At 42.4% G+C, this 25,066-nt stretch carries 24 protein-coding genes; 8 read left to right on the top strand and 16 right to left on the bottom strand.

Annotated elements, in window-relative coordinates; genetic code table 11:
- Positions 1–63: 63 nt before the first annotated feature.
- Entirely contained in the window at positions 64–501 is a 438-nt protein-coding gene (locus J3P43_RS07130) for a VOC family protein (RefSeq protein WP_255900735.1), read from the top strand.
- A 38-nt stretch (positions 502–539) separates the two neighbouring features.
- Here J3P43_RS07130 and J3P43_RS07125 read toward each other — a convergent pair whose 3' ends face one another.
- Positions 540–803, bottom strand: a complete 264-nt coding sequence (locus J3P43_RS07125) for a CBU_0592 family membrane protein (RefSeq protein WP_255900734.1) — start codon at positions 801–803, stop codon at positions 540–542.
- A 43-nt stretch (positions 804–846) separates the two neighbouring features.
- Positions 847–2,202: a hypothetical protein gene (locus J3P43_RS07120; RefSeq protein WP_255900733.1), complete on the bottom strand. Its 1,356-nt coding sequence runs from the start codon at positions 2,200–2,202 to the stop codon at positions 847–849.
- 156 nt (positions 2,203–2,358) lie between these two features.
- On the opposite strand from J3P43_RS07120, the gene J3P43_RS07115 reads away from it, so the two are divergent.
- Both J3P43_RS07115 and J3P43_RS07110 read left to right on the top strand, forming a co-directional pair.
- Positions 2,359–3,714, top strand: coding sequence for a hypothetical protein (locus J3P43_RS07115; protein ID WP_255900731.1), 1,356 nt, complete (start codon positions 2,359–2,361; stop codon positions 3,712–3,714).
- Between the two features lie 65 nt (positions 3,715–3,779).
- Complete coding sequence (locus tag J3P43_RS07110; RefSeq protein ID WP_255900730.1) at positions 3,780–4,934, top strand: PQQ-dependent sugar dehydrogenase; 1,155 nt, start codon at positions 3,780–3,782, stop codon at positions 4,932–4,934.
- Here the strand turns inward: J3P43_RS07110 and J3P43_RS07105 are convergent.
- Positions 4,931–5,383, bottom strand: coding sequence for an SRPBCC family protein (locus J3P43_RS07105; protein ID WP_255900729.1), 453 nt, complete (start codon positions 5,381–5,383; stop codon positions 4,931–4,933). The genes J3P43_RS07110 and J3P43_RS07105 overlap by 4 nt on opposite strands.
- A 142-nt stretch (positions 5,384–5,525) precedes the next feature.
- Between J3P43_RS07105 and J3P43_RS07100 the strand changes: the two genes are divergently transcribed.
- Complete coding sequence (locus J3P43_RS07100) at positions 5,526–5,951, top strand: SRPBCC family protein (RefSeq protein ID WP_255900728.1); 426 nt, start codon at positions 5,526–5,528, stop codon at positions 5,949–5,951.
- Between the two features lie 69 nt (positions 5,952–6,020).
- Here J3P43_RS07100 and J3P43_RS07095 read toward each other — a convergent pair whose 3' ends face one another.
- The 4 genes from J3P43_RS07095 to J3P43_RS07080 all read right to left on the bottom strand — a co-directional run bounded on the left by J3P43_RS07095 (position 6,021) and on the right by J3P43_RS07080 (position 9,742).
- A complete protein-coding gene (locus J3P43_RS07095) occupies positions 6,021–6,878 on the bottom strand; it encodes a FimB/Mfa2 family fimbrial subunit (protein WP_255900726.1) in 858 nt (285 codons plus the stop codon).
- A gap of 140 nt (positions 6,879–7,018) precedes the next feature.
- A complete protein-coding gene (locus J3P43_RS07090; RefSeq protein ID WP_255900725.1) occupies positions 7,019–7,960 on the bottom strand; it encodes a YihY/virulence factor BrkB family protein in 942 nt (313 codons plus the stop codon).
- Between the two features lie 196 nt (positions 7,961–8,156).
- On the bottom strand, positions 8,157–9,215 hold the full coding sequence (locus J3P43_RS07085) for a PAS domain-containing sensor histidine kinase (RefSeq protein ID WP_255900724.1): 1,059 nt from the start codon (positions 9,213–9,215) through the stop codon (positions 8,157–8,159).
- A 68-nt stretch (positions 9,216–9,283) separates the two neighbouring features.
- Positions 9,284–9,742, bottom strand: coding sequence for a hypothetical protein (locus J3P43_RS07080; RefSeq protein ID WP_255900722.1), 459 nt, complete (start codon positions 9,740–9,742; stop codon positions 9,284–9,286).
- Between the two features lie 210 nt (positions 9,743–9,952).
- Between J3P43_RS07080 and J3P43_RS07075 the strand changes: the two genes are divergently transcribed.
- Positions 9,953–12,040 carry an LTA synthase family protein gene (locus J3P43_RS07075; RefSeq protein ID WP_255900721.1) on the top strand — a complete coding sequence of 696 codons (2,088 nt, stop codon included), beginning with the start codon at positions 9,953–9,955 and terminating at the stop codon, positions 12,038–12,040.
- On the opposite strand, the gene J3P43_RS07070 is transcribed toward J3P43_RS07075, so the two are convergent.
- Entirely contained in the window at positions 12,031–12,912 is an 882-nt protein-coding gene (locus J3P43_RS07070) for a bifunctional 5,10-methylenetetrahydrofolate dehydrogenase/5,10-methenyltetrahydrofolate cyclohydrolase (RefSeq protein ID WP_255900720.1), read from the bottom strand. The two genes, J3P43_RS07075 and J3P43_RS07070, sit on opposite strands and share 10 nt — an antisense overlap.
- Positions 12,913–12,994: 82 nt before the next feature.
- Positions 12,995–14,782: a translation elongation factor 4 gene (gene lepA, locus J3P43_RS07065; protein ID WP_255900718.1), complete on the bottom strand. Its 1,788-nt coding sequence runs from the start codon at positions 14,780–14,782 to the stop codon at positions 12,995–12,997.
- Between the two features lie 55 nt (positions 14,783–14,837).
- Between lepA and J3P43_RS07060 the strand changes: the two genes are divergently transcribed.
- Positions 14,838–15,725: a fructosamine kinase family protein gene (locus tag J3P43_RS07060; RefSeq protein WP_255900717.1), complete on the top strand. Its 888-nt coding sequence runs from the start codon at positions 14,838–14,840 to the stop codon at positions 15,723–15,725.
- Between the two features lie 2 nt (positions 15,726–15,727).
- Here the strand turns inward: J3P43_RS07060 and J3P43_RS07055 are convergent, their stop codons facing one another.
- Together J3P43_RS07055 and J3P43_RS07050 are read right to left on the bottom strand one after the other, a co-directional pair.
- Complete coding sequence (locus tag J3P43_RS07055) at positions 15,728–16,747, bottom strand: cytochrome d ubiquinol oxidase subunit II (protein WP_255900715.1); 1,020 nt, start codon at positions 16,745–16,747, stop codon at positions 15,728–15,730.
- A gap of 10 nt (positions 16,748–16,757) precedes the next feature.
- The gene (locus J3P43_RS07050; RefSeq protein WP_255900712.1) at positions 16,758–18,077 is read right to left on the bottom strand and encodes a cytochrome ubiquinol oxidase subunit I; all 1,320 of its coding nucleotides are present in this window, start codon (positions 18,075–18,077) and stop codon (positions 16,758–16,760) included.
- A 185-nt stretch (positions 18,078–18,262) separates the two neighbouring features.
- Here J3P43_RS07050 and J3P43_RS07045 point away from each other — a divergent pair, with 185 nt between their 5' ends.
- The gene (locus J3P43_RS07045; protein ID WP_255900711.1) at positions 18,263–18,694 is read left to right on the top strand and encodes a DUF983 domain-containing protein; all 432 of its coding nucleotides are present in this window, start codon (positions 18,263–18,265) and stop codon (positions 18,692–18,694) included.
- 79 nt (positions 18,695–18,773) lie between these two features.
- Positions 18,774–19,931, top strand: coding sequence for a putative sensor domain DACNV-containing protein (locus J3P43_RS07040; protein ID WP_255900710.1), 1,158 nt, complete (start codon positions 18,774–18,776; stop codon positions 19,929–19,931).
- Positions 19,932–20,470: 539 nt separating this feature from the next.
- Here J3P43_RS07040 and J3P43_RS07035 read toward each other — a convergent pair.
- The 5 genes from J3P43_RS07035 to J3P43_RS07015 all read right to left on the bottom strand — a co-directional run bounded on the left by J3P43_RS07035 (position 20,471) and on the right by J3P43_RS07015 (position 25,048).
- Entirely contained in the window at positions 20,471–20,932 is a 462-nt protein-coding gene (locus J3P43_RS07035; protein ID WP_255900707.1) for a hypothetical protein, read from the bottom strand.
- Positions 20,933–21,176: 244 nt separating this feature from the next.
- Entirely contained in the window at positions 21,177–22,148 is a 972-nt protein-coding gene (locus tag J3P43_RS07030; RefSeq protein WP_255900706.1) for a PorP/SprF family type IX secretion system membrane protein, read from the bottom strand.
- Between the two features lie 7 nt (positions 22,149–22,155).
- Positions 22,156–23,133 carry a T9SS type B sorting domain-containing protein gene (locus J3P43_RS07025; RefSeq protein WP_255900704.1) on the bottom strand — a complete coding sequence of 326 codons (978 nt, stop codon included), beginning with the start codon at positions 23,131–23,133 and terminating at the stop codon, positions 22,156–22,158.
- 77 nt (positions 23,134–23,210) lie between these two features.
- Positions 23,211–23,975, bottom strand: a complete 765-nt coding sequence (locus J3P43_RS07020; RefSeq protein ID WP_255900702.1) for a hypothetical protein — start codon at positions 23,973–23,975, stop codon at positions 23,211–23,213.
- A 14-nt stretch (positions 23,976–23,989) separates the two neighbouring features.
- On the bottom strand, positions 23,990–25,048 hold the full coding sequence (locus J3P43_RS07015; RefSeq protein ID WP_255900700.1) for an immunoglobulin domain-containing protein: 1,059 nt from the start codon (positions 25,046–25,048) through the stop codon (positions 23,990–23,992).
- Positions 25,049–25,066: the final 18 nt, after the last annotated feature.

Below are 25,066 nucleotides of genomic sequence, written 5' to 3'. Positions count from 1 at the left end.
GCTAATAAGTCTTTGCAGCCAATGCCAACCGTGTTACCTTTGGAGAAATGAAAGCTAAATATTATGGCACGCACAAGCACCTATCTTAATTTTCAGCGTAACACCGAAGAAGTGTTTAATTTTTACAAAACCGTTTTTGGAGGAGAATTTATAGGCGGTATAAATCGTTTTGGCGATATTCCGCCTTCAGACGAGACGCCTCCGGTTGCAGATGAGGACAAAAAGCTGATTATGCATATTGAACTTGCGATTGTTGGCGAACATGTGTTAATGGGTACAGATGCACCTGAGAGCATGGGTTTCAGCGTAAAATTCGGAAACAATGTGCATATAAATCTTGAACCCGATACCAGGAGCGAAACTAAAAGGTTATTCGACGCCTTGTCTGCCGACGGGCAGGTGACTATGGAACTTCAGGATATGTTCTGGGGCGCTTACTACGGCAGTTGTACCGATAAATTCGGAGTGCAGTGGATGTTTAATTGCGTTGAGAAGAAGTAAAAATAAGATTCCGCAAAGTTGAAGGGCTTTGCGGAGTTTTACGGTATCTGCAGTAAGCCTACCGTTCTTAGTATTCCAACTATTCCAACCAGGATCCAAAAGCCGTTCAGCACGGTATAAGCTTTTTCTTTCTTCAAAATGGCGCACCACGAAAGAAGCAGGGCATCGGCGGTATTGAATATCCAAACAAACAGAAAGGGACTTTCAGGTCCAAGCCAGCTTACCAGTGTGAAACTGATGATGCGCATGATCACACCGATCATTTCCAGGGTGCCGATATGCTTTAAAATATATAGATTCAACTTATTCACTTAACAACTGATACTTTCCCGTGCATTAATGAATCTAATAATTAGTATAGAACTGTCTGATCTTGGCTGTTAGCTGCTGATAAATCGGCTGAGTAAACTCCATGAACAAATCCTGCGGAGCCGGTGGCGGAACTTCTTTGTTTTTTATGATTTGATGATGCTGTTTTTCAAGCGCACGCTGATCTCCGTTGTAATACCCCCATTGCGATTGCCAAACGAAGGCTCCCGGCAATTTTTCCTGGCTAATTACTCTTTTGGTAAAGCCGTCTAAGATTCTGAAATCCAGCAAGCCTTTTGACTCTACCGTTCTGGTAAAGACATGCATAGTTGCTTTTGCCTGCCCATAAACCTTCCTGACGTCTTTTTTAGTTCCGCCGCCTGAACCTGGCTGAGGAGAACTGCTGTTACAGGAGCCCATTTTATCGCCATGTTCCAAATGTGCTTTTAGTGCACTTTCGGCAATTTCCAGAGTTTGAGCTTTATCGGAACCCGGAACGGTATGGCAGATTGTTACCTTGCTTTCCTTAGAACTGGTGCTAGCAGCGTTTTGCGTGCTAGTCTGCGGAACTTCTACCTCGTATGTAGCTAAAAGAATGCTGTCTTTTATAAGCGCCATTTCTTTTTCATGCATATAGGTCTGCCCAACTACAAAATCATCGAACGCTAGTTGTATAACGTGATGCGGCTTGGTGATACCAAGACGTTTTGCCTCTTTAACCGTATAGAACTTTACAAATCGATTAACCGGCGCCTGTAATAAAAACTCATTGATCTTATTGTCAAAAAATTCGTTGCTCAGCTTGAGCGCCTGACTTTGCATTGGTATTGGTTCGACTATTACATTAATTGATGCATAATATTCAGCTTCCTTGAGCTTCTCGGTTACATCTTTATAAGCTCTCAGCCAATTGTTGGCTTCCATAAAATGGTTAAATGCAATTTTCGCTTCATTTCGATCCCCTGATTTTCCTTTGTCAAGCGCTAATAAGCCGGCCTCGTATCTGTCGGCTGCAGCTTTCAGTTTTGCACTCTCATATTCCATAGTGTAGTTCACCGGCGAAGCGACAGCAGACAGGCATCCCGGACAGCGGGAAATTTCGTCGTACAAGGTGTTAAGCAGAGCATACTCACGGGCTATAGGTTCCCATTTGAAACGTTCGTACGAAATCTCAAGATTTTTAATCCGGTTTAAGTGCCATTGCCGGGCCAGAGGGTAAGTTTGTCCCAGAGTCTCCTGCGACTTTTTATGCGTGTTGTTACTGCGCAATCTTTTAACAGCTTTGTACACGGCCTCGTCGTAATTCCCCTGTTGAAGGGCTTTTTTACCGGACGTGCAGGAGGCAGCAAAGAGCAAACCAGAAACGAGGAAAAAAATAATAGATCTAGTCATGTGTGATAAGCAGAACAAATTAAAGAAATTTAAACCCTCTATACGCTTCCAGGGCTAAAATGGTTGCACTGAACCTGCGATAGGGAAATATTTGACTTGTTCTAGTGCCTTTTGTTTTTCATCCGATTATGTATTTTAGAAAACTAAATCCTCACAATGAAATCTATCCTCTATGTTTCTCTGTTCGCCTTTTCAATTTCTAATGTTATTGCTCAAGGCATCCGGTTTGAAAAAGATTCAGTCGAAACCCTTATTATCAAATCCAAACAAATCTCTAAGCCTGTAATGATACTCGTCGACGGTCCCAGTCCAGCAAAATCCAGCGAGGCTGCCCGGCAAAGAAAATTTCTTAATAAGCCGGAACTGGTCAAAATCTACGAACAAAACTTTCTGAACCTAAAGGCAGACTATGGAAGTCCTTTATCGCAACGATTAGCTACTGAGTATAAAATTACAAGGTATCCTGCATTCGTGTTTTTAAGCAATGGCATAGAGGTTCATAAGAGCTTCGGCTACCTTGGTGATGAAAAGAAATATCTCAGTCTGGCTACAACGGTACTTAAAATGATAGAAAGCCAGCAAAATATGGCCGCATACAAAATGCGGTACGACGCAGGTGATCGTACAAAGCCCCTTATCATGAGATATATCAAGTCGCGCATACGACTGGGATATTACGACAATTCAGATCTTATTAATGAATACATTCAGCACCTTACCCTCGCTGAGATCAATCAATTTAAAGAGATGTTATTCATTATAGAAGCCGGACCGGTGGCAGGAAGTCAGGCGCTGCAATTGTCGCATATGTATAAACAACTGCGAGATAGTATTTACCGAACCATTCCGAAATCTCTTGCTATTGCCATTAATAACCGCACAATCAAAAACTCCTTAGATCGGGCTATTGCTAAGAAAGATCACAATCTGGCCCAGCAAGCAGCGAGCTTCGCATCTGCAAGCCATGGTGCCGATTACAAAAGGGGACAACGATCTTATCAGTCTAATATGCTTGTGTTTCAAAGATCTATAAAAGATACTTCCAGTTATTTTAGAGCCGCCGGCTACTTTTATGATCAATATTATATGAGCCTCGGTGTTGATTCCGCACAACGCAGGCATAAGCGTCACCTTGACTCATTGAAACTGGTTCGGAAGCAGCTGGAACGTAAAAAAACAGATTCATTAAGCTTGGTTTACAGAATCAGCCATATGGCAAATCCGACCGCGGTTGAGCTGAACAGAGCTGCATGGCAGCATTATTTAACAGGTACGAAAAACCCCGACCATTTGTTAAAGGCAATTTCCTGGAGCCGACGTTCGCTAGCGATTGAGCCAGCCTATTATACTCATGATACGCAGGCTCACTTACTATACCGTTTAGGATTCTATGCTGAAGCGGAATATGAGCAACGAAAAGCCATAAAACTGGCCAAAGAAAAGAAGATGAGCAGCCAAACAATCAAGCGGTTAAATAGCGAACTTCATAAAATCACTTCAAAAACTCTATGATCTTACCAAGCCAGATATTTTCGAAGCAATTTCGGGCATCGATTGTTAGATAAAAAAACATCAATATGAGTATGTTCCCAGTAATTCTGTTTACGGTCCTATCATTGTCTTCATGCAGTGCAGATTCGCCTTCGTCAAGTGGTACTGCGGATACATTGGCTACTAACGAGCAAACAAATTCAACGCAAAACTCTGCACCTGTTAAAGTGGTTACTCTTTATTCCGGCCTAACAAATCCCTGGGGCATGACCTGGCTGCCCGACGGGCGTCTGCTGATAACAGAAAAACGTGGAGAGATCCTGGTTTTTAAAGATGATAAGTTTACGGGCGAAAAGATTTCCGGAGTGCCCAAGGTATCAACCCGCGGACAGGGCGGCTTGATGGATATTCAGCTTCATCCCAATTATCGGGAAACCGGCTGGATCTATTTTGCCTATTCTAAACCCCTGGAAGTTGGCGCGGCAACGGCCGTCATGCGGGCCAAATTGCAAGGCAATCAGTTAGTGCAGCACCAGGAATTATTTGTAGCGGGACCTGCGCTTTCATCAGGTATTCACTATGGAAGCAGGATTTCTTTTGATAACGAAGGTTATATGTATGTAGTAGCAGGAGAGCGTGGGACTAACAAGCGTGTCCAGGATCTGAGTACTAACTACGGTAAGATCCATCGTCTGTTTGACGACGGAAGGGTTCCTACAGACAATCCTTTTGTGAACCAGGCTGATGCGAAGCCCTCTATCTGGTCTTATGGTCACCGAAATCCTCAGGGAATGGCTTATGATAAGGAAAATAACCGTTTATGGGCAGTCGAACATGGTCCGAGGGGAGGAGACGAGCTTAATCTGATCGAAAAAGGGAAAAATTATGGATGGCCGCTGGTGACTTATGGTATAAATTACAACGGTACTAAAATATCTGACAAGCAGGAGATGGAGGGTGTGCAAAATCCTGTTAAATATTGGGTTCCATCTCCGGCACCTTGCGGGATGGCCCTGGTAACCAGCGACAAATATCCGGGTTGGAAAGGGAATTTACTTATTGCCAATCTGGCTTTCAGATTCCTGAATCGCGTTAGCCTCGATGGAACCAGGTTTGCTTCCGAAGAGAAGTTGATGGAAGATTTTGCCAGAATAAGGCATGTAGCACAAAGTCCCGATGGGTACATTTATGTAATTACCGAAGCTCCCGGTAAGCTGGTAAAGTTAATGCCCGGAAGCTAGCGCTTAAACCGGTCTTCGAGTACTTTTTGGCGATAACTGAAAATTTCGCGAACTTTTTTGTGAACAAATAATTTCCCTGCAACCCAGCCGAAAACGGATTTTCCAATACGATAATCCAGGGTATCTGTCATTAAAACCCCTTCGTTCAATGCTTCAAAGCGATGCTCGTGCCGCCAAAGGGCGTATGGGCCTTTTCGCTGTTCATCCACAAATACTTCTTTTTCTTTAACCAGAGTTATTTCCGTACACCACTTAGTTGAGATGTTAAGCATGGGCTTAATTTTGTAAGTGATCATTAAACCTTCATAAATAGTTTCAGGAACCTCCGATGTAATTTCAAACACCAGATTTGAAGGTGTTATTTTATTTAGATTTTTTGGATTTGAGAAAAAATTCCAGGCTTCTTCTAAACTAATGGGTAAAAACTGCTGTTGTTTTAGCTTATGCATGTGTTGTTAAATACGTGGTAGGTTCATAAATGGTTTTAATGTCGGAAAATTACCGCTTAATGTCGTTCTCAGACATGGTGCTTCGCATCAAACACAGGTATGTTTGTATCAAAGGAACAACATAAACTCAAGATCTAAAAAGATGGAAACAGTTAAAACAAACACAATTACTGTAGAAGCTACAGTTAATGCCCCGGTTTCAAAAGTTTGGAAGTTATGGACGGGTGCCGAACATATTACCAACTGGTGCAATGCTTCCGACGACTGGCACGCTCCGTATGCAGAAAATGATTTAAAAGTTGGGGGAAAGTTTACTACTACCATGGCTGCAAAAGATGGAAGTTTTAGTTTTGATTTTGGAGGTATCTATGATGTGGTGGAAGAAAATAAACTGATCGAATACACCATGGGCGATGGCAGGCATGTAAGCGTTACATTTGAGCAGCAAGGAAATCAAACGAAAGTGGTAGAAACATTTGACGCAGAAAATCAGAATTCGGAAGAAATGCAGCGAAGTGGCTGGCAAGCCATCCTTGACAATTTTAAAAAGTATACCGAGGCTAATTAGAAAAAAATGCACGGTCGGTGCTCTTAAACACGAACCGTGCATTTTGTAGCTCATAGGTTGAGCCTCTTTTTATAAAGCGGCTGCCGATAGTGTATTTTTACCCAGGTCAACTGCTGAATTAAATTCCGCATTCGCCGGACCGAACAAGTATCCGGAAAGAGTGGTCTTTCCATTCTTAAAGCACTTTACACTGCTTATCTCCCTCCCGGGAACGTAGTTGCCTTTCTTATCTACATAACTTATATATATAGAGAGAGGAGTGGATGTGTTGAAAACGTTAATAGACAGTTTCTCTGTTTTGCGGATGTTGGCTGCGGCTGTCAGGCTTATGTTTTTTTGCTTCCGTGCAGGTGTAAACGATACGCCGTCAAAATCTATATATTTATTGTCAAACCAGGTAACCTGGATATTCTCAACATTATCCGGGATAAATTCATCCAGCAAATCAATTTCAAGCGAAGCGTTTAAGCGATCTAAGTTTACGTTCTGGTTTATTTTTGCCTCTGCAACCGTTACCTCAACTGTTTTATGATATACATTGAAGGTACTGGCATAGATAAAACTCGAAATTTCGCCGGGTGTGTCTGCGATATGAGTATCCAGTGGCTTGTCGGAAGCAAAAAACACATATTTATATTTTCCAGGTGGAAGATTTTCCTTTACAGTAACTAAGGTAGGCGACTGGATCAGCTGTCTGTCGGCGCTGCTGCGGATCCGGTAACCCTCAGAATTATAAATAAAATAGTGAAAGTTTTTGAGAGTGTCCGCTACAGAGGTCGCAGCGTCCGTTTTTTCGGATGTGTATGATACTGAAAAAGATACATCGAATTTTTCATCTTCAAGGTCTGGGACGGCCTCGGCATTCTTTTCACAGCCAAAAAGCAAAGAAATACAAACAAACAGGGGAAAAAATAACATTTTCATCATACGCGCCTAATCTTTAACGATGTTATATTGAAGTAAATGGATTGATGCAGGCTCTTTTCGAAATTGAAAAAGAAGCTTTGTTATTAGCAGGCAATTGTGATGCCAGCAAATTCACCTTAGGTTCGAAAAGTTGAATAATCTTATATTGGGTCTTTTTTCTCTCTTAAATTGCCTTCGGCTAAGTGATCATCGTCAATGCGAATGGCGTTTGCATTAGGCTCGATGCTGTGACCATATTTTTTAGCGTATACCTGTGTGAATTCTGCTCCGAAAAACATAATTAAGCACGAGTAGGATACCCAAAGCAAGATCAGGATAATTGAACCCGCGGCACCATAGGTAGAACCTGGTTCAGCCTGTCCAAAATAGAAAGCCAGTGCATACTTTCCAAGCACAAAAAGCAATGCTGTAATTATTGCACCGGTCCAAACGCTGCGCCATTCTATTTTTACGTCTGGAAGAAATCTGAATAATAAAGCGAATAAAAGACTGATAATACCGAGAGTAATTAGAAAATTAATTACATAAAATAGGTAGAGGAAGATGTCAGGCAGACGCAGTTTTATCCAGTCGCTTAAAGCGGTGAGTCCCGCAGTTAACGTTAATGATATTAACAACAGAAAACCAATAGCCAGGATAATTCCGAAGGAAACAGCCCTGGCTTTGACAAGTGTTTTTATTCCTGATTTTTTCGGGTCGGCTTTTACTTCCCAAACCCTGTTTAACGATTTTTGCAGGGCCATAAAAACTCCGGTTGCACCAAACAGCAGTGTAGCAATACCAATAATTAGTGCAATTCCTTTATTGTCTTGTTGTTGAGAGCTCACAATCATGGCCTGAACATCTTTAGCCGTATCGGCGCCGATCATGCTTCCTATTTGTCCTGATAATTGATTTTGAACCTCCTCACGTCCAAAAGCGATCCCAGCAACTGTTACTATGATAATAAGAAGCGCCGGCAGCGAAAAAATGGAATAATAAGCCACGATAGCACTTAAATCGAAGGGCTCATCGTCCATCCAGTCTTTATATGTCTCCTTGAGCAGATTCGGTATATCCCTTATTTTAAACTTATTTTCCATGGGCAGATGTTTCGGTTTAAACAGGGGGAAATATTGAATGTTTAAGAAGAGTTGAATTTGGAGCGTGGGAATTGGTGTGGAGCTTTGGTCTTGAGATAAGCAGAGTTCATATAATGGATTACAAATCCGGTGTTAAAGCATCTGGATTACCCATCCCGACGGAGCGATGCGAAATTGACGGCCGCATGCCCCCCAATTATCCCTTAGGTATTTCTACATAAAACGTCGTACCCTCGCCCTCTTTGCTTTGAACCCTGATAGAGCCATTATGCCAACCCAAAATTGTTTTCACAACAGACAGACCCGTTCCTGTCGTGGGTTCTCCTTTCAATCCTATTCTGCCAACTCCAGAGAATTCCTCGAACAGGACAGGAAGAAATTTTTCCGGTATCCCAATGCCATTATCCGAAAAGGTAAAGAGAATAGAGTCGATACTTTCAGTCACCTCTACTGCTATAATTCCACCGTCATCGTGTGTGAATTTGAGTGCATTGGTTACCAGGTTGTTCACTACCTGGAAGAATTTAGACTCGTCAATATTAATAAACACTGCTTCGGAAGAGCTTGAGAATTTAAACGTCCTTTTGGAATTCTTTTGAGAGCGCTGAAGCTCTTCTATATATTCCTTAAATTTTAATGCGATATTCACCCGGCTTTTCACTAATTCGACTTCCGCAGTTTCTAAAAATTCCCGCGATGTAAGATCTTTTATTAAGCTTATAGACTGCCTGATGATTTTTGAAACGGTTTGAGTCAGTTCCAGGAGATGCGGGTCATCGATCTTCTTATCGATCACCTGGGTTATTGTATTTGCAATTCCAAGGGGCCCTCGCAAGTCGTGCGAAAGGATATTAAGTACAGAGTTTTTTTTATTTGCGAATTTTTTTAGTGTGTTAAAGTTGTGGTTCTCGGCGGTGATGTCTGCTGCATATCCGATAATCAGTTTTTTTGAGCCCGGGGCCATCAGCGAGGCCGACAGCCTGAGCCAACGCTCTTCATTATTGACTGACATCCGTAATTCGATGTTTTCTTTTTGGTCGCCTTGTAACAGTTCCCAATAAAATTTCCTCAGGTAGTCTCGTTCGTCTGCCGGAATTAATCTCCAAACAGCATCTCCGGAAACAGGTCCGTCATCGCAACCGATTAAACGTCTGAAGGACCGATTGAAATACGTGAACTGTTCAGCGCCAGGGTCGTAAACGAAATTAATGAGCGGAGAATGTTCAACTATAGTACTATAAATATCTTCAGACATATGCTATCTGTGATCCTGTTTAATCAGCAAACACAAATGGAACACCTAAGTAAAATTAAAGTTTTTAACTAGTTAGATGTTACTACTGTCAGGTGTTGAAAGTTTCTTGATGGTAAATCTTCTTTGAAATTGTCGTCAGAACTGTAAACTGCCATGCCCAGTTCAGTAATATATCGGCAGTTTCCGGGATGTTCTGGTGAAAAAAACATGGGCATATCAAAACCAAGCTGAACGTAATACTGAGTAATGAAATTTTGAATAGGCAATCTGTTAGCCGTTTCTCTAATCGTTTCGGTGAGCATTTTGAGTGGTTTCAGCACGAGTTTAATGTCATAGAGCTCAAAATTATCGTAAAGGGGGATCCATCTGTTCTGCTTTTCAATACTAATTTGGATGGAATGCGAATTTACTCCCATAAGAACTCCTTCTACAGTGTCAACTCCCACTTCTTTGCTTGTTAAAATAACTTTATGCCCGATATACCTGGTATATACTTTCAGCCTGTCCGAGATACTTAATTCAACCATAATATTTAGGTGAGCAAATATAATGCTAAAAATATTAGTATATTGAAATTGTTTAAAAATCATCCGGCATGCGTCGGAAGTTTTTAGTATTCAAGGTATTAAGAAGTGTGTTTTGGTCCTTGACAAGGCGTAGTTAACAAATAACACCTGCAATTGATTTAAATGTTTTACAATTAATTAATAATGCGTTAATTTGCAGGTTAAATTACCATGGACTATCAAATTAATCGGTTTTTCAACAATTTTTATCGACTGTTTAAAATTTATGTTTTCTACCTGGCGGTATTCACATTGTTCCGGCTCTGGTTTTTAGTCAGATTAGGCGATTTTAAGGAACTCATAAAGCTGCCGGGCGACATTTCACTTGCATTTTTAAGAGGAATGCAGTTCGATACCATGATTATCTGTTACCTGCTCTTAATACCTTTCCTCATTTACCTTGCAGGCATTTTTATCAGCAGCAAAGAATATACCCGCAAATCAACTTCTTTTATTATTTGGTATACCGGAATCATGCTCGCCTTATCGCTTGTGATTCTGTTTATCGACCAATATTACTATAACTATTTTCAGACGCATATTAGTGTGATCATTTTTGGTTTGGCCGACGATGATTCACAGACGGTGATGAGCTCGGTTTGGACAGATTACCCGATCATCAGGATAGCTATGGCCTGGTTGGGATTGATATTTGCTTTCAAATACTATCTTAAACGCATCAATGCCCGCCCGGATCTCAATTTTAACGTTAATTCAAATCTTAAAGTTGCCAGTGTAATTATTCTTATGGGTATATATTTTCTCGGCATCAGAGAATCTCTGGGAACATACCCACTTCGTATCGAAGACTCTCATGTGTCGGATAATAAGTTTATCAACTTCTTAACCATCAATGGGATATATGCTTTTAAGAACTCGTACAGGGAGCGTAAGCAAAGCGAAAATATTGTAGAAAACGAGTTGAAGAATCTTAAAGCACTCGGGTATGAGAGTCCTGCTTCAGCTGCAAGAGATTACTTCGTTGCTGATTCACTTGCTCACATTTCTGACGAAACGGCCTTTGAAAAATTGTTTGACAAAACGCCTTATAATCCTCAGCTTGAGAAAAATAAACCAAACGTGGTGTTTGTTTTTATGGAGAGCATGAGCAACCACAACATGGATTTTGACTCTGAGCAAATGAATGTGTTGGGAAACCTGAGGAAGCATTTCAAGGAAGATGTGCTTTACCGAAATTTCGTATCGAGCGGCAATACCACCATTCAGAGTTTGGAGTATTTGATGGTCAATTCGCCGATCAGTCTCTCACAGTCAAAATATCGCTTCACACAGTTTCCGTCATCCGTAGCAATCCCGTTTAAGAATGCAGGTTACCAGACTAACTTTATTACCGGAGGAAAGGTTAATTGGCGTGAGATGGATAAATTCGCAGCCAAACAGCGTTTCGATCGAATTAAAGGCATGAAACACATTCAGGCGGAACTCGCAAAATGCGAGGCAAACAAATGGGGTGTGTATGATGAATATCTCTTTAATTACGTTTACGAACAATTATCGGCAGAGAAAGAGCAACCCAAGTTTTTCTTCGTTCAAACTACTACTAACCATACACCTTTCGAGCTTCCCTTGTCTTACAAGCCCTATAAAATTAATATTGCTGATAGTTTAAAAGAAAAGTTGCTGGTTAAGGAGGAATTGGCAGTAAAAAATCTGAATGCCTATCAATATGCTAACAACAGCCTTGGAATTTTTCTGGACAAGATCAAAAATTCGGACTTAGGGAGGAATACTATAGTGGTAATGACCGGCGATCATAACAATTTAATGTTGTTTGATTTTGACGAGTTGCATCAGTTGCAGCAACGCGGAGTGCCTTTGTATATGTACATTCCAGAGAAATACAAACCTCAAGCCGCTTTAGACACGTCCGTATTTGCTTCGCATAAAGATGTATTTCCTACAATCTTCAATCTTGCACTTTCCAATCAGACCTATTTTAGCGTAGGCAACAATTTATTGAAAGCCACAGATGCTGATAAAGCAAAATACTTCGCCATGAATATCGGTTCATCCACTTCGTTCAGCGATTATGCTGCAGTTAATTATTCAACCTTAAGTGCGTTTTATAACTGGCAGAATAAAAATACCAAAGTGTTGGGTAAGGTTAGGCGATCAGCGGAAGCTGACGAGTTATTACGCCGCTCGCGCGCCAATTATGCTCTTTCCATGTTCTATATCCTGGATCAAATAAGCAAGGATAAAAAACAAACGAAGGGAAGAAAGTTAGCTCAGCTATAAATTTCTTTTTTGGCAGAAGCCAGGGTGTTTTTCAACAGGCCGATGATGGTCATTAAACCAACACCTCCCGGAACCGGCGTAATCCATGAAGCTTTTGGAGCCACGTTCTCAAAGTCAACGTCACCGTAAAGTTTGTATCCAGATTTAGTTAGGGTTGACGTTTCTCGATTAATTCCAACATCAATAACAACGGCGCCATCTTTCACCATGTCGGCTGTAATGAAATTCTTTTTGCCGATGGCCGCTACGATGATATCTGCAGAGCGCACGGTTTCTTCCAGATTTCTTGTTCTGCTGTGAGTGAGTGTAACGGTGCAATTGCCCGGATATGCATTACGAGCCATTAAAATACTCATAGGGCTGCCAACAATATTGCTTCTACCTACCACTACGCAATGCTTGCCCGAAGTTTCTATTTTATATTCCTCCAGCATCAATAAGATCCCGTAAGGAGTAGCTGGAATAAAGCAGGGGAGGTTACGCATCATTCTTCCGAGGTTTACCGGATGAAAACCGTCCACATCTTTTCTGTAGTCGATTGTTTCGGTAACCTTTTCGGGATCGATATGCTTGGGAAGAGGAAGCTGAACAATCAATCCATCCACATCAGAATCTTTGTTGATCTCTTCGATTTTAGCCAATAATTCTGCTTCGCTTACCGATTCATCATAACGGAAAAGAGATGATTTAAAGCCTACTTTCTCGCAGTTCTTCATTTTGCTAGCTACGTAAGTTTCACTTCCGCCATCGTTGCCAACCAGGATCGCAACTAAGTGCGGTTTGCGTCCTGTAGTCGCTAAAACTGCAGCAGCTTCTCTGGTGATCTCTTCTTTAAGTTTTTCTGATACGAATTTTCCGTCTAGTAATTCCATGCCCCAAGCCCCCTAAAGGGGGAAATTAAGTGTTTAATGTTTATTTCATGATACCCTGCACCCCCCTTCAGGGGGGCGGGGGTTAATCTAATTTCAACACCGCCATAAACGCCGACTGGGGTATTTCTACGTTACCAACCTGGCGCATGCGTTTCTTTCCTTTTTTCTGTTTTTCTAGGAGCTTTCGTTTCCGGGATATATCACCACCGTAGCATTTTGCCGTCACGTCTTTACGTAAAGCTTTTACGGTTTCGCGGGCAATGATCTTGGCCCCGATAGAAGCTTGAATAATGATCTCAAACTGCTGACGGGGGATGAGTTCTCTTAGTTTTTCGCAGATCCTCTTACCGAAATCATAAGAGTTTGTACGGTGAATCAACGACGATAGCGCATCCACAGGTTCAGCGTTTAAGCGGATATCCAAACGCACCAGATCTGATTTACGATAGCCAATCTGATGATAATCAAAAGAAGCGTAGCCTTTAGAGATAGTTTTTAAACGATCATAAAAATCGAACACTATTTCTCCCATAGGAAGTTCGAATACCAGTTCTACTCTGTCTGAAGTAAGGTATGATTGATTGACAATTATTCCTCTTTTCTGAATACAAAGCGACATTACCGGTCCTACAAACTCAGATTTCGTGATGATATTGGCCTTGATAAAAGGCTCTTCAACAAAATCTATTTTAGATGGATCGGGTAAATCAGAAGGGTTGTTTACCAAAATTTCTTCTCCCCGGGTGGTGAATGCTTTGTACGATACGTTGGGTACGGTGGTGATCACCGTCATATCGAACTCACGCTCCAGGCGCTCCTGGATGATTTCCATGTGAAGCATTCCAAGGAATCCGCAGCGAAACCCAAAACCAAGAGCTGCCGATGATTCTGGCTCGAATACGATTGATGCATCGTTCAACTGTAGCTTATGCATGCTTTCGCGAAGCTCTTCAAATTCGTCGGTATCTACAGGATAAATACCAGCAAAAACCATCGGTTTTACCTCTTCAAAACCCTGGATGGCATCTTTGGCCGGGCGGTCTTTATGAGTGATGGTATCTCCAACTTTAACTTCACGCGCTTCTTTAATACCTGAAATGATGTAGCCGACATCTCCGGTTTTAATAACATCTTTAGGTTGTTGCTGAAGCTTTAATGTTCCCACCTCGTCGGCAATATATTCTTTGCCAGTAGCCACAAACTTTACTTTGTCACCTTTGCGTATTTCTCCGTGAACCACTTTGAAATAGGCAACAATACCGCGGAAAGAATTATATACAGAGTCGAAAATCAAAGCCTGCAATTCGGCCTCGGGATTGCCTTGAGGCGGATGAACGCGCTCAATAATTGCCCTTAAGATATCATGTACCCCCATCCCGGTCTTACCTGAAGCAGGAATAATTTCTTCGCGTTTACAGCCAATGAGCTCAACAATCTGGTCTTTTACTTCCTCCGGCATCGCTCCGGGAAGGTCCATTTTATTTAAGATCGGGATGATTTCAAGATCCTGCTCAAGAGCAAGGTAAAGATTCGAAATGGTTTGAGCCTGAATGCCTTGTGCTGCATCGACAATCAGTAAAGCACCCTCGCAGGCTGCTATTGAACGCGATACTTCGTATGAAAAATCTACGTGTCCCGGCGTGTCAATCAGGTTTAAAACATAATCTTGTCCGTCCAGTTGATAATTCATCTGGATAGCATGGCTTTTTATCGTGATGCCGCGCTCGCGCTCAAGGTCCATGTCGTCTAATAACTGGGCCTGCGATTCACGCTGAGTGATAGTATTGGTGTATTCAAGCAGCCGATCAGCTAATGTGCTCTTTCCGTGATCGATGTGCGCTATAATGCAAAAATTCCGAATATGCTTCATTGAAGCGCAAAGATAGTTTTTTGAAGGGATATTTGATGGCTAAGCTTAATTTTGAATGATGTTTTTAACGGAGCAATCAAGGGGTTTGATAACTGATGCGGTAAAGAGATATACCGGTCGGCTGGAGGAGTTACAGTTGCTTAGACCCGTTCATGGCGGGAGCATAAATAAGTGTTACCAGATGGGGTATGGTGAGGCTCGTTTCTTTCTAAAGGTTAATTCTGCCAGGCAGTACCCGGGAATGCTGCGGGCGGAGGCAAAGGGGCTGCGAACAATCGCCGACACACACACAACTAAGGTTCCGCTGATTATTGAAGTTTTTGAAACTCAAGAGGAACAGGTTCTGGTATTGGAATGGATAGAAAGTGGTCCGAACACTTCTTCATCTCAGGAATCGCTGGGCCGTTCGCTCGCTAATTTGCATTCTCATACGAGTGATCATTTCGGACTCGAATATGATAATTACATGGGCTCTCTGCCACAATCTAATACAATGGCGGTTTCCTGGAGCGATTTTTTTATTAATCAACGACTTAAACCGCAAGTAGAATTAGGACAGAGAAGCGGGGTGTTGAGCAAAGAGATTTTATCTCTTTTCGATTCGTTATACCAAGGCCTTGATGGTCTTTCGCCTGCCGAAAAACCGGCTTTTATTCATGGAGATCTGTGGGGCGGAAATTACATGATTAGCAGCGAGGGGGAGCCGGCGTTGATAGACCCTGCCGTGTGTTATTCAAACCGTGAAGCGGATATTGCAATGACCATGCTGTTCGGCGGTTTCCAAAGTCTGTTTTACGAAGCATATAATGAGGTTTTTCCTCTGGAGCCGGGTTGGAAAGAGCGCCTGGATTTATGGAATTTATACCCGCTTCTGGTTCACCTTAATTTATTTGGCGTCTCATATCTGCCTCAGATTAAAGCGATATTGATAAAATACGTATGACGTTAATGCATGACAGTTTCTGACGCTTTCTTTTGGAAACTATATATCAGATAACCTAAGGCGGGAAGTATGAATAAGCTTCCCAACAGCAGCGCCCAGGCAAGTGCTTCTATGGTTTTATCGTGCCCCCGATGCTCAAGCAATGACAGGTAGTCGCCGTTCTTTAGTATGACGATATTAGGGAAATGGCGGTAGGTGGTGGTTAATAAAATCATACTCACCTGAAAACCGGCGAGGATACGAAGGATGCGGGTCTTTCCCTGGTTCAGCAATCGCCAGAATACAACCAGAGAAATGGTGGCTGCAGCAATGGCCGTTATTCCTACTATATCTCCGAAAACCCAGTCAACCAAAGGAATTCCTTCAAAATGTGCGGCGATGAAAACTAAAGCTCCGCAAGCAAATGCAGCAATATTCATAAAACGGGCTTTTTGCATGAACCTGCGCTTATCCAGATCGTTATCCGTTTCGCCAATGATATAAACCGCTGCAAGAAATCCACAAATCGAAACGGTGAAAAATCCTACAGCGACAGAAAACCAATTAAGCCAACTGGCAATATAGGCTTCCTCAAAGGTGCTTGCATTAGGGTTAATCTGACCCGAAACAGCGCTGGCAGCTATTATTCCCAAAAATAAGGGGGTGATAAAACTTGAGTAAACGAATATGCGGTTGTAGATATGCTGCATATCGTCAACAACTGCATCATAGTGCCGGAATGTAAATGCCGTTCCTCTGGCGATAATTCCGAGCAGCATGATAAGAAGCGGAATATGCAGATGTACAGACATTGTAGTATAAATATCGGGGAACCCAACAAATAAGATTACGATAGCAATAATTAACCACATGTGATTGGCTTCCCAAATTGGGCCAATTGCCCTGTACATGGTTTTTCTTGTCCTGTTAAGGTTTTTCTCCGAGGTGAAAAGTTCGACGATCCCGGCGCCAAAATCAGCTCCGCCCATTAAAAGATAAAGCAGGATAGCGGTCCAGAGAAAAATTATGACTACATATAACATATATATCAGATTAGTTGTGCCCGGGAGTGTCGTAAAGCTTGCCTACCATTTTAATTTGCCGGTAAAGCATAAATGCAACAATTACGGATAGCGAAAGATACACTGCTGTAAATAAATAAAACGAATACACGATCCCTGGCATTGGGGTTACCGCATCAGCTGTTCGCATTACGCCGTATATAATCCAGGGTTGACGACCCACCTCAGTTACTGTCCAGCCGGCTTCAACCGCTATAAACCCCAGCGGAGTGGAAGCTACGAACAGTTTTAAAAGCCACTTAGTTCCCAGCCATTTTTTCTTCTTCCAAATGCCGATAAAATAGAGAACCGACACAAGCATCATCAGCATTCCCATACCTACCATGATCTGGAATGCATAATGCGTAATAGCAACCGGGGGATGATTTTCTTTAGGGATTTTATCGAGCCCCGTTACCTCGGTGTTAAAATCGCCGTGTGCCAGATAACTTAAGGCTCCGGGTATTTTTATAGCATACTTTACGGTCTGACTTTCCTCATCAGGGATTCCTCCAATAATAAGAGATGCCTTTTCCTCGGTTTTGAAATGAGCCTCCATGGCAGCCAGTTTAGCAGGTTGACGCTGTGCAACATCTTTTGCCGAGATATCTCCGCTGAGCGGTTGAAGAACAGCTGCCACTGTGCCAAATATCGCAGCGATCTTAAAAGATTTGCTGTGAAACAGAATGTTTTTTCCTTTTAAGATCATTAATGCGTGAACGCCTGCAACGGCAAAGCCCGTTGCGGCAAATGCGGCGATAGACATATGGAGGGCCTGGGAGAACCAGGCATCATTAAACATGGCTTTTATAGGATCGATGTTAATATATTGGCCGTTTACGTAGTCAAATCCGGCGGGACTGTTCATCCAGCCGTTTGCCGCTACCACGAGTATCCCGGACAGTAATCCGCTTACTCCGACAATTACACCGGTAAACCAATGAAACCATGGATTAAAGCGATCCCAGCCGTATAGAAAAAAGCCAAGTGCGATGGCTTCAATGAAAAATGCAGTTCCCTCGAGCGAAAAAGGCATGCCGAAGATAGGGCCGGCATGCTTCATGAATTCTGGCCATAATAAACCCAGCTCAAAGGATAGGACCGTGCCTGATACAGCTCCGGTCGCGAAGAAAATTGCCACACCTTTGCTCCATGCCTTGGTGATGTTTTTGTACGTTATGTCCCTTGTTTTAAGCCAGTAATAATGAGATACCGCCATAAAGAATGGCATAACCATCCCGATACAGGAAAAAATAATATGAAAGCCAAGCGATAATGCCATTTGGGATCTGGCTGCGATAAAATCATCCATAATGAGAGAATATGGATCAAATATAGACTGAATTGAGATGGTTTAAATCAGGAAATGAACCAAATGCGTTCTGAATTGTAATTTATATTGTTTCTATTTTACATTTTGCTGAAATAGATTCATCAAAAGGATATATACTTTTACTCTGCTTTGGGAATTAGCCCGGCTTTTGTAGATAACATATTATGGAAGACCTCCATTTAGATAATCAAGTGCCATCAGAGTTCTCGGCGGCTTTGCAGGCAAAATGCCCCAGATGCAGACGAGGAGATATGTTTTCAACTTCTATGTATGGTTTTAAGCTTCAGAAGATGAATGAAACCTGTCCGCATTGCGGTTTGAAATTTGAGCGAGAGCCGGGGTATTTTTATGTCTCGATGTTTATTAGCTACGCAATGAACGTGATACAAATGATTATTGCGGCCGTCCTGACATATCTGGTAACGAAGAACCTTGAGGATCCGCTCCTGTATATTGTAGTGATTTTCCCCCTGATATTTTTTCTTTCACCTGTTAATTACCGGTTTTCAAGAGTTATCTTGCTTTATTGGTTAACTCCGGGGCTGTATTATAATCCGGATATGAGCCGCGATAAGAGTAACTCTTTAAAAGCTTAATAGTCTCTGTCTCTGCGGTTTTCTTATAAATAGAGAATCACCACAAAGAAAATTATTTTTAATTCTTAAAATACAACCGATGAATACACAGTCCGGTTTGTCTGAACCCACGTATAAAGCGGCGCATTTAGTCTCTGAAACTATCGCCGCTCATTTTATAAGTCATTTAAAGGAAGCGCGGGAGGAAGGCGAACCCGACCTGGCGCCTGAACCGTCGCCAGAGGTAATTGAAGCGATTATTGATGTTGGCTTTTGGACAAGCTTGCGAAAAGAAGAGGGACATTCTCCACGGATATCTATGGCTTATTTGCCTCCGGAAAAGGCCGCCGAACCGTTAGTTTTTGGCGAACGTTTACCGTTGAAACCCAAAACGTTGACAAAACTGGCTCCAGGGATTGAACGTGCAGGTATTCATTTGGGTATTTGGCATGACGAGAACGGGTTTTATGCCTGGGGAACCACCCGCAAGCTTCCGGCGTTTTGTTTCGTTTTGGAAATGGTCGAGCCCGGTTTGTTGGTGGTAAAGCATAGACGCTTTCACGGCTACGGAAAGTTTGTTAACGTGGCTATTTTAAAAGGTGATGAGATAAAGATTGTAGATGAGCAAACCGGTGTAATGCCAGATTGCCCTGCGCTTTTGAGCTCTCTGCTGGGTTTCAACCTCAACAACTCCTGGCACAATTCGGTAAATGTGCTTATCCAGTTAGCAACGTCGATGAAAGCGCATGGGCGGGGAGGAACACTTTTGGTTGTACCAGCGGGCGATGAATCCTGGCGTGATTCTATCATTCATCCCATCACTTATCCTGTAGTGCCTCCGTTTTGTCAGTTAACTGATCTCATGAAGCAGGATGAATCGTGGCGTGAGAATAAATCGTGGCAGGCAGAGTTAAACAGGCAGGTAGAAAGTGTAGCCGGATTAACTGCGATTGATGGCGCTACTATAATAAGCGATCAGTACGAAGTTCTCGCGTTCGGCGCCAAAATTCAGCGATCGGAGAAAAGTACTAACGTGGAGGAAGTTATGTTTACTGAGCCCGTGTTGGATACGGAGGTAATGGTTGTTCATCCTACCAAAATCGGCGGAACGCGGCATCTTTCTGCTTCTCAGTTTGTATTCGACCAACGGAGGGCTATTGCACTTGTTGCTTCGCAGGATGGCCGGTTTACAGTGTTTGGCTGGTCTCCTTGTGATGGGATGGTGCATGCACATCGGATTGATACCTTGTTGCTGTAATTCTGCTGTCAGCGCGCGACTGAATTTATTTGCGCTTGCTTTAATACACAGATCTTTAAGTTTTAGCTACGAAATCACAAAGGCATAAAGCGGAGCGTCGGGCCTTGGTTTAAAAAAGTCAGCTACAGAAGCCTGACTCCGATTGATGGTTATTAGGTTATTTAGATATTGATATCTTTGTGTCCACTAAACCTATCATTATGAACCAAACCAAAATTTTCGCCCCTGTACTCTTACCGCGAATTTTTAGAGAATATAAAGTGCTGTGAGGATAGCCTTATAGAATCAATTACCGTTTAACTGCTTATACATATCAAGCTACAGGTTATTTCTCCCATGAAGAGCGGAGATAGACCGGGTCAAAGTCTCTATAAGGTCCCGGTAAGGTCTCTATAATGTCTCTGTGATTTGCTTGAAATTCCGAACTGATGTGCCGGAGGATTCCGGTTTAGAGGGGTTGACTAAATAGATCAGAAAATCCTGCAAAAGGCAAGTGCTTTCTGATCAGAAGCGTATCTTGTTGAAGATTGAGCCTCAATCTATGAGGACGGGCAATCTACAGCACGGTATTTAATAGAAAAGGTGGATGTATCTGTAAGCTTTTGTCTGCCTGTATTTTTATCAAATCCAAAGGTCTTCTGGTATAATGCATCATCCTTAATTAAAAACTCAACTGAAATCGTATCATTCATGCCTTCTTGCATAAAAGACCAGAGAGCTCTGATTGTGTCGTCTTTTCTAGTCCCCGCAATAGTGCCTTTTCGGGAGTCTTTTTCGTAGGGAAGATGATTGAACGTGCCGTCTATCGAATCGCCGTTGATTTTGATGTGGATTATGGAGCTGTCGCGTTTTGATGCACCTTCCAAACGCAGGAAGCATAATGTTTTTTCTTGTGTAAGCAACACAGCACTGTCCGTTTGGGCGTCAGCAGAACCTGTTTTATGATCTGTATTGCATGAAGTAAACACAAAGGCTAATAAAATGACTACTGCATATTTCATGAGATGGTGTTTAACAAATAAGAAATCGAGCGCAATTATGTTTTAATAAAAGGGGTACAGGCCAAGTTCGAATCTGTATTATAGATATAATTAATTGCCTGGGTTTTAAGAACGATGCCTTGCCAGCTAAACCGGATAGCAACGGAAAGGCAGGGGAGGGCTGGTGATTTCGGGCCTTGAAGTGTATAGCCGGGCTGCAGGAAATTTTGGAAACGAAACCTGCTTTTCGAAAAATAAAAATCATTTAAAAATAACACTTCGGTCCTTCACGCCTTCTGGAGCTTAAGGCAAAGCCGATAGAGATTTCGTGAGAGCCATAGTTGTAATTTCGGAGGTTAGAAAGAGAATAATCGAAGGCATATCCCAATCGGAGGTTTTCGTTGACAAAGAAATCGCCAATCACACCCACACCATTTTTTTTCTGAAGGCCGGCATCAAGATGGGGCTTGTCGTAAATTTTAACCGCGGTGCGATAAAAGCCGCCAATCCATATCCTGTCGTATAAAAGAGCGAAGGCGTTCAGATCCAAGCTTGTAAATGTCTGCTTGTCGTCTTTTAGCAACACGGTAGGTTTGATCTTTACATCGTAGTTTAGTTTGAAAAGAGCACCGGCCGTGAAGTAATAATGACGATTGATTTTGGGTAAAAGAATGTTTTTAGCGTGGTTTTCTGACTGAAAATAACTGGCCAGCAGGTTATCTGCAGAGAGGCCCACAAATACATTTGGAGTGGAATAAAAAACACCAAACCGTGCATCGGGGAAAGATTCGGTTGGTTTTCCAAGAGGGACGTACTGGTCGTATTCGATCGATGATAACTTGTCGCCGTCTATGCCGTGTTGTACGAGACCTGCCGCGAGACCGAAGGATAATCTGGAAAATCCTGATTCGCCGATTTGAATACGGTATGCATAGTTAACGTAAGCCGAGAAATTACTTTGCGCACCGGTGAAATCATTGGAAAGAAGCAAGCCGAGACCCACATTTCCGTCTTTAAGTACCATGTCTCCGGCAACCGACATGGTTTGAGGTGCACCTTCAAAGCCGGTCCATTGAGAGCGGTAGAAGGAATGAATATTTGCCTGTTCTTTGTATCCGGCGTAGGCTGGATTAATGTACAGGCCATTAAACATATATTGACTGAACTGTGCATCTTGCTGTGAAAAAGATGCCAGCGCCAGTAAAAGTATCGTGATAATTATTATTAATCTTTTCATTAGTCCACTATTGCGCAGTTTTACTTCTTAAAAGGGTGATATAACCTTTATATGCTTGCCATGTACCGGTGGCATTTTTTACTTTCAATACAAAAAAGTATGTGCCTTCATCCAGCCCGGTTCCATCCCACAGGTTTTGATAATCTTTCTTTTCGTACACAGAATTTCCCCAGCGGTTTATAATAGAAATCTCGTTCTCTTTGTAGAACTCGAGGTTTTTTATTTCAAACCGATCGTTCACACCATCGCCGTTAGGTGTGAATACATTGGGGATGGTTAAATCTGTGATCGATTTGGTATCGGTGGATGAATTGTCTGACAGGTCTGGGTCGGCTTCAGTAGCTGATACGGTTGCCGTATTTACCACCGAACCAGGATTGACGGCCTCGGTTACAAATCGCAGTTCAGACATGTCAGCCGAGTTAAGTTTATCAATGGTCCACGTTAACGTACGCGCGGCAGCGTTATAGTCAAATTTGCCCTGCAAAGCCATAGTCATGTTCTTGAAAATTAGCCCTTCAGGGAGAATGTCTTTTATTATAACTTCCGTCGCCGGATCGGGGCCGCTATTTTTGACGGTAATCAGGTATTCGTAAGGGTCGTTGATTGATGTGGCCTTTGTCTCAGATTTTTTCTCGACGCTTAAGTTAGCCTGTTTTACAAGGACGCTAGTTTTGACTGTTACGATAAAGCCATCGGATATTTCTGAGGTACAGTTTAAGTTGTTTTGTGCAAGAACTTTATATTCTCCCGGTTCGGAAACGTTTAATGTTGGCGATGTAGCACCTGAAATGGGATTTCCATCTTTGAACCATTGGTATGCGGACCCGGGCGTAGAAGTGGCCTTAAAGTTGATTGATTTTCCGGGTTCAATCTCGACGGTTTGCACAGTGTTTCCACCTGCGTTTCCTTGTGAGAAAGCAGCCAGCCTGATAAAGAGAATCAGGAAGAAAGTTATGTATTTTCTATAGGCTGTATACAACATAAAATATACCACAGGCTTGCGTATGCAAAGCCTGTGGGTTTAACAATTAAACTTTATGAATAAGCTCTTTCTACACTTTATGAAATTTCAATTGTAGGTTTGGCTGGCTTAGCTTTAACAGTAACCTTTTTCGGCGATGCGGTAGGGAACTGTGCAGGTGTTGCACCAAGCTTTACTGTTCCGGGATTTCCATCAAGCTTGAAGTAAGATGCTTTAACAGTAAATAAGTATACTCCGACGTTTTCAGTGGTCATAGTAAATGTTGAAGTAGTTTCTCTGGTGGATGTTCCGGCCAGGGCTGTTAACGTTCCGGCGTCAGCATGAGTGGCAGCTACACCGTCTTTGGTGATGGTCCATTCATAATTATAGCCAATACCGTCCGGCAAAGCAATAGTTACCGGAGCTGCCGAAGCCACGATTGTTTTCGAAGGAGATCCTACATTTTCGCAATAGTCTTCATCAGTTGCGTTGGCAAAAGTGACGGTTGTTGCTGGGAGGATAAAGACGGTTTTAGCGTCAGACGGATCACTGTCGCAGCCAGTAGTTCCAGATCGTACTCGCATCGTGAACGTATGCAGTCCGGGTGAGTAACTTGTTGTATTTACAACTAAATCAGGGGATGTATACGCCTGCGGAGCAAGATCGCTGGGAGTACCGTTGTATGTATCGGTCCAGATCACCTGATCGCCAGCTGCGAATGCAGTGCCTGCAGCGGGTTTTATGGTTCCGGTAGTACCGTTATGCAGGTATAAATCGTAATACGTCTGTGAAAAGATTTTACCCGGTGCAACTATAATTAATAGTACAAGGGCGATTTTAAAAAGTGTAAAGGTTGTTTTCATAATATTTAATTAGTTTAATTTGTTATTAAAATTGCAGGAGTGTTGGGTTTAGATAATACTGTTACTGTTATTTTATGCTTTGGCGATTCGGCAACACAGCCAAGTTTTGTGGCAGAGACATGAAATACATGTGTGCCCGGTGTTAAAGCAGGATTGTAAATTGACGAGCCTCCATTAGCGATTTCTACTAAAGCGGAGTTGTACCATTTGTAAGTTACATCGTTCGATGTGTTGCTGATTGCCAGGGTGACTATACCTTCGCAACCGGCAAATTCGCTTTCTCCGCCACTGGTAGCTTCTTCAGTGGTTGGCGGCGGTGGTGTGAGCTGCACATGGTGAAGATTTAAATCCGCATCATGATTTCCATTAGAGTTTGCTGTTACACCTATTTTAATCCGGTTAAATATTACTCCGGGATTAAATACAATCTCTGTAGGGGTACCCACAGCTGGAGGTGATGGTAATACACTTATACTACTAATAGGTTGCAGCGGTCCGACCGGCGTTCCATTGCCAGTGCCATCTGCCGGAACCCAGTAATATGCCTGTGCGGTAATATCATGATTCTGTAAGGTTGCTTTTAATGAAAGATAAATTTTCACGATATCGCTCGCGGAAGCGGTAGTAGTAAATGAAATGATTTGTGAAACTTCAACTCCTATCTGATGCCCCTCAATATGATGCGTGGAGTAGGTACTCATGTCGTTGTCGACGGCTTTTCCTTCGTCTATTACCCTGCTACCAGAGTTAATACTCGTTCCGGAACGTACCTGAATCGCACTTGCACCTGATCCGCAATCAGGATCTATCACCTTATTAAAGTTGCTTTGAACTGATTTTAGTTTTTTACCCGTATGGATTGCGTGTAGCAGGGAGGTGCCCGCCATAAGATTTAATCGGGCATAGGTTTTTTGCTGAGAGAATGCAGCGTAGAAATGAAAAAAAAGAAATGTGGTAAATAAAGTAAAACAGCGTATTCCTTTGGCCATAATACTCCCAGTCTTTTTCAAGGTCAAACTAAAATATTTCGTGATTGTACGGCGGAGAGTTGGAGAAGTTACAACTTTCACCATGGCTATATTCTTGATATT

Source organism: Paradesertivirga mongoliensis, from assembly GCF_024436395.1.
GTDB lineage: Bacteria > Bacteroidota > Bacteroidia > Sphingobacteriales > Sphingobacteriaceae > Paradesertivirga > Paradesertivirga mongoliensis.
Note: the sequence above shows the minus strand (reverse complement) of the source record. Positions and strands in the feature narration are given on the sequence as shown.